5 protein-coding genes and 1 pseudogene are annotated in these 10692 nt (G+C 43.7%); all 6 read left to right on the forward strand.

Annotated elements, in window-relative coordinates:
* Nucleotides 1-1916, forward strand: a 1916-nt coding sequence (locus ACUVJL_RS21005) for a glycoside hydrolase family 31 protein (protein WP_445247607.1), incomplete at its 5' end; no start/stop codon positions are given.
* Nucleotides 1917-2172: 256 nt separating this feature from the next.
* Nucleotides 2173-4782 carry a site-specific DNA-methyltransferase gene (locus tag ACUVJL_RS21010; protein ID WP_445247608.1) on the forward strand — a complete coding sequence of 870 codons (2610 nt, stop codon included), beginning with the start codon at nt 2173-2175 and terminating at the stop codon, nt 4780-4782.
* A gap of 12 nt (nt 4783-4794) precedes the next feature.
* On the forward strand, nt 4795-6099 hold the full coding sequence (locus tag ACUVJL_RS21015) for an AAA family ATPase (RefSeq protein WP_445247609.1): 1305 nt from the start codon (nt 4795-4797) through the stop codon (nt 6097-6099).
* A gap of 4 nt (nt 6100-6103) precedes the next feature.
* Nucleotides 6104-6625 carry a hypothetical protein gene (locus tag ACUVJL_RS21020; RefSeq protein WP_445247610.1) on the forward strand — a complete coding sequence of 174 codons (522 nt, stop codon included), beginning with the start codon at nt 6104-6106 and terminating at the stop codon, nt 6623-6625.
* Between the two features lie 4 nt (nt 6626-6629).
* Entirely contained in the window at nt 6630-9455 is a 2826-nt protein-coding gene (locus ACUVJL_RS21025; protein ID WP_445247611.1) for a BPTD_3080 family restriction endonuclease, read from the forward strand.
* Nucleotides 9456-9510: 55 nt separating this feature from the next.
* Nucleotides 9511-10692, forward strand: a pseudogene (locus ACUVJL_RS21030) (ABC transporter ATP-binding protein); the annotation flags it as partial.

A 10692-nucleotide genomic window follows, 5' to 3' on the forward strand; every position in this document is an offset into this window, starting at 1 on the left:
AACGCACCGGCTTTCTCGACAAACTCTCCGAAGTCAAGACAAACTGGACAACCGACTCCCTCGACTACAATTCCCTCACCGATGAAATGTACCAGGCGATCGCATTTTACATCGCCCTGAATCCCGATCGCGCTTACGGCATTTTCTTCAACACTACATTTTGGAGTCAGTTCGACATCGGCGCGGAACAACCGGGTGTTTTGCGGATGGAAACCAGAGGCCCGGAACTCGACTACTACATCATTTACGGCCCGGAACCCGCCCAAATTATCGCCACCTACACCCAGTTAACCGGCCGGATGCCGCTTCCGCCAAAATGGGCGCTGGGATACCACCAATGCCGCTGGAGCTACGAATCCGAGGACGTTGTGCGCGAGTTGGCGAAGGAATTTCGCGATCGGGCGATTCCCTGCGATGTCATCCACCTCGACATCGACTATATGCGCGGCTACCGCGTTTTTACCTGGAGCCCGAAGCGTTTCCCCGATCCGGCGAAACTGATCGCAGACTTGAAAGCAGCGGGTTTTAAGGTTGTCACGATTGTCGATCCCGGTGTCAAGTACGAACCGGAAGCAGATTATGAAATATTCGATCGGGGTGTGGAAAATGACTATTTCGTCCGCACCGCAGAGGGAAAGCTATTCCACGGTTACGTTTGGCCGGACAAAGCGGTGTTTCCCGACTTCCTGCGGCCGGAGGTGCGCCAGTGGTGGGGCGAATTGCACAAAACTCTTACAGATGTTGGGATTGCGGGGATTTGGAACGACATGAACGAACCTGCGATCGCCGAACGGCCTTTTGGTGACGGCGGCGAACACATCAGCTTTCCCCTGGATGCACCGCAAGGCCCGGAATCCGATCGCGCTACCCACGCCCAAACCCACAATTTGTATGGGTTGATGATGGCTAAAGCTTGTGCTGAGGGGTTGCAAAAAGTGCGATCTGGCGAGCGATCTTTTGTGCTGACGCGATCGGGTTTTGCGGGCGTTCAGCGTTACTCCTCAGTGTGGATGGGCGACAATCAATCGCAGTGGGAACACTTAGAAATGTCGCTACCAATGCTTTGCAATATGGGGCTTTCGGGCGTGGCGTTTGTCGGTTGCGACATCGGCGGCTTTGCGGGGAATGCAACCGCTGAATTGTTCGCGCGGTGGATGCAGGTGGGGATGCTTTATCCCTTGATGCGCGGTCATTCGGCGATGAGTACGGCGCAGCACGAACCGTGGGTTTTTGGCGATCGCACTGAGAAGATTTGCCGCGAATACATCAATTTGCGCTATCAGTTGTTACCTTACATTTATACCTTGTTTTGGGAAGCTGCGACGACGGGAACGCCGATTTTGCGACCGCTACTATATCACTTTCCGCGCGATCGGGCAACTTATCACCTTTACGATCAAGTATTACTCGGCCCGTCGCTGATGGCTGCACCTGTTTACCGCCCTGGAGTTGAACACCGCGCTGTGTATTTGCCGGAGGGGACTTGGTACGATTGGTGGACGGGCGAATGCTATCAGGGCCCGACGCACATTTTAGCTTATGCACCTTTGGAGAGAATGCCGCTTTACGTGCGGGGAGGGGGCATAATTGCGTTAGCGAAGCCCTCGAAGAGGATCGCACCTGTGAGGCAATTTGTCAGCGAAGAACCGCTTGAGTCATTAAAAATGCGAATTTGGCCCGGCAGCGGTGAATGGACGCTTTATGAGGACGACGGACACAGTTTTGAACACCAAAAAGGTGTCTGGGCAACGACTAATTACAAGGTGTATTTGGAAGGGGAAAAAATAATCGTTGAAATTGCCGCGCGCGAGGGCCAATTTTTGATATCTGAACGCGAAGTTATTGTGGAAGTTGTTGGCGTTGGCGAACAGCGATTTACAGATGACGGTACGGTGCGGCGTTTGACATTTGGATAACTTTGGCATAAAGCGGTTTATGCTATTGTGGGATTCATTCAGGGCGATCGCTCGATCTGGTAGAGTTTGAGATGGAAAGGGCGATCGTATCCCTCGATCGAGCGATCGCCTGTGATTCCATTGTGGCTAGATAAAATTCATTTCAAGAATAGCCAAGATATTAGCACACTAGAGCAATCCCAAAAAACATATAAAAATTTGGCAAAGGTGTGGCATAAAGTGTAAGGTAAAGGTTTTGAGGGTATAAGGAAGTCGCATGGCGAGGCAAAAGAAACCTGACCAAAGAGCGATCGCGCAGTACAAGCACGAAAACCAACAAAGAGTCAATAACCCACCCGTCGGGCTGGTTACGGCAGACACCGATCCAGATGGCGATAGCAAAAAATATGCCTACGATCCTCACCTTGACCCTCAGTTAGTTTGGGCTGGAAAAGCAGAACATACTAGCTTTGAAGTTCCTACAGTTTCGCTGCACGTTCACGAACGCATCGATCCGCGCAGCATTATTGAAGCAGTACGGAAGCGTAACCCAAATCAAGGTGTACAGTTATCTCTATTTGAGCAACCAGAGGAAAATCCACCGATTCGACAGGCGATCGAATTTTACAAACACAAGCATAATTGGACAAACCGCTTAGTTGCGGGAGACTCGCTTTTAGTGATGAATTCCCTATTAGAAAAAGAGGGAACGGCGGGACAAGTACAGATGATTTATTTCGATCCGCCTTATGGGATTAAATATGGTTCAAATTTTCAGCCATTTGTGAATAAGCGGGATGTGAAGGATGGAAAAGATGAGGATTTGACTCAAGAACCGGAAATGATTAAGGCATTTCGGGATACTTGGGAATTGGGGATTCATTCTTATTTGACTTATTTAAGAGATAGATTGTTGTTAGCGAGAGAGTTGTTGTCTGAAACAGGAAGTATTTTTGTGCAGATTTCTGATGAGAATCTGCATCATATTAGGGAATTGATGGACGAGGTTTTTGGTGGGGAGAATTTTGTTTGTGTTATTTCTTATAGAAGCTCGGGCACTTTAACATCTTCGGGATTATCAGTAGTTACATCTTATCTAATTTGGTATGCCAAAGATAAATCCAAATACAAATATAGAGATATATTTACTCAGCGAGAATTGGGAGGGGACTCTAGATATTCAAATATTGAATTTTCTGATGGAACAAGAAGACCTTTAACGGCTGAAGAAAAAGCCAATTTAAATATTATATCCAAAGATAGTAGAATTTTCTGTGACGATAATTTAGTATCCAGTGGTTATACGCAATCTTGCATATTTGATTTTGAATACGAGGGCAAAAACTATCGAACATCTTCAGGTAGAAGTTGGAAAACCACAAAAAATGGAATGAAAAATTTAGCTAAAGCAAACCGTTTATTTGATAGAGGTAAGACACTAAGATATATTATTTATTATGATGATTTTCCTGTAAGTAAAGTCTCTAATTTATGGACAAATACAACAGGTGAATATGACAAATTGTATGTAGTTCAGACTTCAACATTAGTCATCCAACGCTGTCTTTTAATGACCACCGATCCAGGTGATTTAGTCCTTGACATCACCTGCGGTAGCGGCACAACTGCCTACGTAGCCGAACAATGGGGACGCAGATGGATAACCTGCGATACCTCGCGGGTAGCAATAACCCTAGCCAAACAACGCTTAATGACCGCCACCTTTGACTATTATCAACTTGCAAATTCCCAGGAAGGCGTAGGCAGTGGTTTCAAATACAAAACCGTCCCTCACATCACCCTCAAATCGATTGCCAATAACCCAGAAATTCGGGAAGGCATGAACCGCATAGAAATCGAACAAGCTATTAATAAATACGCCGACCAAGAAACCCTCTACGACCAACCCTTGATAGATAAATCCAGAGTCAGAGTTACTGGCCCATTTACAGTTGAAGCAGTCCCCGCCCCCATAGTCAAACCAATTGATGATGTTATCAATCCACCCGTTGCTGACGAATCAATTGCCCGTTCTGGCGAAACTCTGCGGCAATCAAAATTGCGTGATGAAATGCTAAAAACAGGAATTCGCGGTAAAAACGGGCAATACATCCTGTTTTCGCGAGTCGAAGCTTTACCCGGTACTCGCTGGCTTCATGCCGATGCCGAAACTAAACCTAACGATTTGGGAGCCAATACCGTCAAAGAATCTGGTGGCACTTATGATAAACCGATGCGAGTTGTGATTTCTTTCGGCCCAGAACACGCTCCCCTAGAACAACGCCATGTTAACCAAGCTATTGAAGAAGCACAAACTTTAGTACCCAAGCCTAAATTAATTATCTTTGCCGCCTTCCAGTTTGACCCTGAAGCGGCCAAAGACATCGACGAAACCAACTGGCCGGGTGTCACGCTTCTGAAAGCACAAATGAACATGGATATGCAGACAGAAGACCTTAAGAAAAAACGCGCTAGTAACGATAGCTTCTGGTTGGTGGGTCAACCCGATGTCGCCCTCCGCCGCATCAACAGAGGAGAAGATGCAGGTAAGTGGGAAGTAGAAGTTCACGGCTTCGATTATTACAACACCAAGACTGGAAATATCGAGTCTGGCAGCGTTGAAAAAATTGCCGTATGGATGTTAGATATCGATTATGATGGCAGAAGCGTTTTCCCGCGTCAGGTTTTCTTCCCGATGGCAGGAGAAAAAGATGCTTGGTCGCGTCTAGCCCGCAATCTCAAAGCCGAAATTGATGAAGATTTAATCGAGTCTTATCAAGGGACTGTCTCCTTGCCTTTTGAAATCGGCGAACATCAGCGCGTTGCTGTCAAAATTGTGGACGATCGGGGGATCGAGTCACTTAAGATTGTTGAGCTAGTAGATTGAGAATAAACTTAGATGCTGAAAAATATAAAACTAACAAATTTTCGAGCTTTTAGCGAACAGATTGAGGTTCGAGTCAGACCAATTACTATCCTAATCGGTTGTAATAGCGTTGGCAAATCTACCCTAATTAAATTTTTGCTCATGTTACAACAAACACTTGAAGTAAGCGAAGATGCTTTTCTAGTGACAGAAGGTAGGCACGTTCATCTTGGAATGTTTGCAGAACTGAAAAATAGTACATCAACAGATAAAGAATTAAAATTTGAACTAGAAATAGAGACTAGCGATCTCCCGCCACTGCCACTGCAAACAATGAGAGAAAATTTGAAAGATATCAAATTTAGTGGCGGTGCTGACGGTGAAGAAGTTATGGCAATCAACCTAGAAACCATCCCTCGTACTGGAAAAAAAACACGATTAGTAAACTTCAAAATTTCGGCTGATGTTACCTACGGCAAAAATTGTAATAAAGGCAGTCATGTAGTTACTGGAAACATTGACGAACGAGAAGTCTTTAAAGTCGAATCTAAAAATCTAAGACGAACGGGATTTTTATCTTTCCCGGCAACTTCTGATCGACCGGAAGAAGTTTTTAAGGCATTCTTAAATGATTCGTACCTACAAGGTCTGCGATATGAGATGCGATCAATTCGCCATCTTTCTCCCATTCGCGAAGAATCCCAACGAGGTATTATCATCGCAAGTCCACCTCCTGATGATGTTGGTCACATGGGAGAATATGCTATGCCACATTTACAGCGTTTACTATCAGAAGGAGGAAATAAATCTGAGTTTGTTCGCAACCAAATTGCCACAGTTCTTGACGTGGAGGGCTTAACTTTTAAACCTTCAATGAAGGGATATATTTCTGAATGTCGTGCTAGAAACAAATCCACAGGAGCAGATTCTTATTTAGCTGATTTTGGATTTGGAGTTAGTCAGTGTATTCCTATATTTGTTCAAGGTGCATTACTCAATAAAAGGCAACTCTTGATTGTTGAACAGCCAGAAGCTCAAATTCACCCAACAGCACAACTTGAAATGGGGTCTTTTTTCGCGCAATTATGGACAGAGCGAGGTGTGCCATCCATCATTGAAACTCACAGCGAAAATATTATTTTAAGGCTTCGCAAGTTGATAGCAAAAGGAGAACTGAACCCAGAAGATGTTACAATAGCATACTTTAAAATTGAAGATCGAGTAGTTAAGGTTAATAATTTAGACATCAATCCAGATGGAAGTATTGAGAAAGGTTTGCCAATGAAATTCTTTGGAGCCGATGTAATTGAGGCTCTGGGAATACATTCAGGAGAGTGATTAGGTGAAAAAATCCGAAAAACTACTACCCATTGTGATTGATGCAAATGTATTTGAACACTTACTCAATCCTCAAGAGAATGTTGACCAACATATCAATCAAATATTGGCAGTTATCACTTCTTCTCATCAACTTTATATCGATCGTGGTGGTAAAATTCAAGGCGAATATGAGGTTAGACTGGAAGCAGCCATAAATAATCCAGAGCAGCAGGATAATTTTGAAATTTATTTGTTAAGATTTTGGCTGAAAATGAAGGAAATGAAAATTGTAGAAGTAGATACACCTCAAAGCTTAAGAGATGCCATCAAAAAAGTCATTATCGAAGTTAGTGAAACAATCGATCGCTGTTTTGTTGAAACAGCAGCCTTAAGTAATTGCGATCTAATTACGAATGATGAACTTCATATTCACAATAGGGCTAAAGATTTAAAGAAAGCTATAAAAAAGCTGGGATACAAGAAAACTGAAATTATCAATTCCCTTGAAGCTAGAGATAAATTTTGTTCTAAGTCAGAAAGTTAAAATCATGCATACTAGCAATACAATTCATCAACTCATTATTAATTCTCCCTACGAAGAACCAAAACGCTATTGGCACTACGATCGCACTTCTCGCCTATTTAGCCTTGCAGAAGGAAGAAGACCCGCAGGCTATATCATTGCTTCCGAAAGCTCCAAAACCTTCGACGATCCAGGCAAATTTGTCGAAATTCCTCTAGTTAACCAAATCCGTCCCCGCGTCAAAGCTTGGTGCAATGAGGGACACCCAGGCGTTACAGGCGTTACCAAGCGTCTGCTAGAACACTGGCACAACTCCGAAGAACGCGACTTTCCCTTCTTTTTCTGTCAGTTAGAAGCCATAGAAACCCTAATCTGGCTAACGGAATCCCCCCCGTCTGAAAAAGTTGGTATCGACATTCCTTCCGATGGGGGAAACTTCAAACGCCTGTGTTCCAAAATGGCAACAGGTTCCGGCAAAACAATTGTCATGGCGATGTTAATTGCATGGCAAATTCTGAATAAAGTTACCTATCCCCAAGACTCCCGCTTTTCCAAAGCTATTTTTGTCATAGCCCCCGGACTTACAGTTAAAAATCGTCTGCAAGTTCTGCTTCCCTCTGCTGAAAATAGCTACTACGAAATTTTCAATATTGTTCCTCTAGGCTTATTCGATCAACTTCGTCAAGGCAAAGTTTTAATCCGTAACTGGCACACCCTCAATTGGGAAACTGAGGAACAAATTAAAAAGAAAAAAGGAGTTGATAAACGTGGTGCAAAAAGTAATGAAGCCTACGCCCGAGAGGTTTTAGGTGAACTTGCCAACTCCAGCAACATAGTTGTCATCAACGACGAAGCACACCACGCATGGCGCATTCCTGCTGAATCCAAAGTTAAAGGTGTCAGCAAAGAAGACTTAGATGAGGCAACCAAGTGGGTTGGTGGGTGCGATCGCATCCACCAAGCGAGAAAAATCCTCACCTGTTTTGACTTCTCCGCCACACCCTTTGCCCCGTCTGGTAAAAAAAGCTCAGAAGAAGCTCTTTTTGGCTGGATTGTCAGTGATTTTGGCTTAAATGATGCGATCGAATCTGGTTTAGTTAAAACCCCTCGCGTGGTGATTCGTGACGATTCCAGACTGAATGTAAAAGACTTTAAATCTCGTCTTTACCATCTTTATCGAGATCCAGAAGTTTATGATGATGTCAATCGTAAAGCTAAACCTGATGAACCCCTCCCTGATTTGCTTGCTAATGGCTATCTTTTACTCGGAAAAGATTGGCTAGAAACGGCGAAAGCATGGCAAGAATCGGGGCATAAAGTTCCACCAGCCATGATTTCTATTGCTAACCGTACCGAAACGGCTGCTAGAATTAAATATGCTTTCGATCATCACAAAATTCATATCGAAGAACTCTGTAACTCAGAACGCACTTTACACATTGATTCTAATGTTTTAAAAATGGCAGAATCCCAAGAAGAAAGCACCGAAATCCAAGATACAACCGCAGAAAATAGCGAAGATGATAACTCTGATGATGAACCTATTCGCAAACTTTCAAAGAAAGAACAAGCAGAACTTTTACGAAAAACAGTTGATACAGTCGGTCAACTTGGGAAGCCTGGGGAACAAATTCAAAATGTGATCTCAGTTGGGATGTTATCTGAAGGTTGGGATGCTAAAACTGTGACACATATTATGGGGATTCGCGCATTTTCTAGTCAACTTCTTTGCGAACAAGTTGTAGGTAGAGGTTTAAGGAGAACTGCTTATGATATTAACCCAGAAACAAACTTACTGGAAGCCGAATATGTTAATATTTTTGGTGTTCCTTTTACCTTTCTTCCCCACGAATCTACCGAAGGAACGCCACCACCATCATCTAATCCTAAAACTGAAATTAAACCCGATCCTGAAAAACAGCAGTTTGAAATAAGCTTTCCCAATATTGTCCGTATTGATTACATTTATAAACCAGAACTCAAACTAAATATGTCTCAAGTTGAGACTTTACAGTTAGATGCCTATGACAATAGCACACTAGCAGAACTCGCTCCTATTGTGGATGGCAAACCAGATGTGACTAAAATTAAGGCGATCGACCTAGAAGATTTGGGTCGCAAATTTCGGATGCAAAAAATTGCCTTTGAGGTTGCTAGGGACATCTTCGACCAGATAAAACCGACTTGGAAAGGCAATCGAGAATACTTACTGGCAAAACTGATTCGATTAGTCGAAGAATTTATACACTCAGATTTTATCCAAATTACTCCGCCATTATTCAATCGAGACGAAATTCGACGGCGTATCCTGATCACTCTTAATCTGAGAAAAGTCGTTCAACACATCTGGAACGCTATTTATTTAGAAAATACAGAAAGAATTGAACCAGTTTTTGATCCAGTTCATCCAATCCGATCTACAGGTGATATGCGTTCCTGGTACACAGGTAAACCCTGTGAGCACACTCGTAAATCTCACATCAACTGCTGCGTCTTTGACAGTACATGGGAAGCCAGCGAAGCCTACGAACTCGATCGAGAAAGAAACGCTCATATTGTAGATGCTTGGGTGAAAAACGATCACCTTGGATTTGAGATTCTCTATATTTTTGGCGGAGTTGTTCGGAAATATCGCCCCGACTTTATAGTTCGTCTGAAAAATGGCAATTTTTTGATTCTAGAAACTAAAGGGCAACCAACTCGTCAAGATGAGGCTAAATGGGGATTTCTCGATCAGTGGATTAAAGCTGTTAACCAGCATGGTAGTTTTGGTCATTGGCAACGTGCAGTCTCAAGACATCCATCTGACGTTAGCCTAATCTTGCAGGAAGCTGCATTTCCGTTGAGATAAAGTTACTATAATATACCGTCCGGGGATCACTAGACCCGACACCTACCCACAAATAATGCAACCCATCCAAATTACCACATTCCAAGCTCTGTGGCGCAGCTTGGGCCTGATAGTCAAAGCCGCACCAATAGAACTCCGCAATTTAATATTACTCAACATTATCCGCGGTGGTGCCCCCTCTGCCGTGCTATTTTTAGATAAATTAATCATTGATGAAGTATCTCGGTTGCTGTCGCAAACCCAAACAGCACAGCCCTTTGCTTTGATGCTTTCCCACCCAATATTGCTGTGGAGTATTGGCGGAGTCTTAAGTCTCAAGTTAGTCGGCGACTCCCTGGAAACAATGAGCTCTTTTGCAGCGACATCTTTGCGCGATCGCGTTCAAGGCTTTGTCGAAGGAAAAGTCCTCGAAAAAGTCGCCAATTTCGACGATATCGCCCTCTTTGAAAACCCCGAACTATTAAATATAGTAGAACTCGCGAAAACCGGAGTATCCAAAATACAGCAACTAGCATTTACCCTCAGCATGACCATCACAGGAATTTTTATATTTATTCCATCTATTAGCCTTGCTGCTACCATAGCTTGGTGGGTACCAGTCCTGATGTTGATTTCATCATCTCCCTCAATTTACATCAAAAGAAAATATAGCAGAATCATCTGGAGAGTTCAAAAAAAGCAAGCTAAAATCACCCGCGAGATGAACTTATCCGCTAGAGTATTGACCGGGGAAGAATACGCTAAAGAATTGCGTTTGTTTGGCTTGCAGGAACTTTGGCTAAAACGCTGGCAGGCTCAGTTTTTGCAGTTTTTTAGCGAGATGCAACGCATCCGAAAAAAAGGAGCCATTGTTGTACTTTTCTGGTCAGTGTTTAGTAGAATAGGAGTAGCTTTGCCATTTGTTTATGTGGTAATGGGAGCATTGGGAGGGCGCTATACTTTGGGGGATTTGGCGCTTTATTCGGGTTTGATTGTCCAGGTGGAGCAAAGTTTGCAATTATTGATTGGCAATTATACTAATTTGTACGATATTTCCCTCGGCGTTAGTCCGATTTTTCAACTGTTGGAACTCAAACCTGAATTGCAGTCTCCGCTTGGAGATGTGGCGTCTCGCCTGCCGCTTTTAGAAGATGGCAGGCAAGATGCCCGTGCCACAAGTCAATTACCAAGTCACGGGCAAGATGCCCGTGCCACAAGTCAATTACCAAGTCACGGGCAAGATGCCCGTGCCACAAGT

The sequence above is a fragment of the Microcoleus sp. OTE_8_concoct_300 genome (assembly GCF_031383065.1).
GTDB lineage: Bacteria > Cyanobacteriota > Cyanobacteriia > Cyanobacteriales > Microcoleaceae > Microcoleus.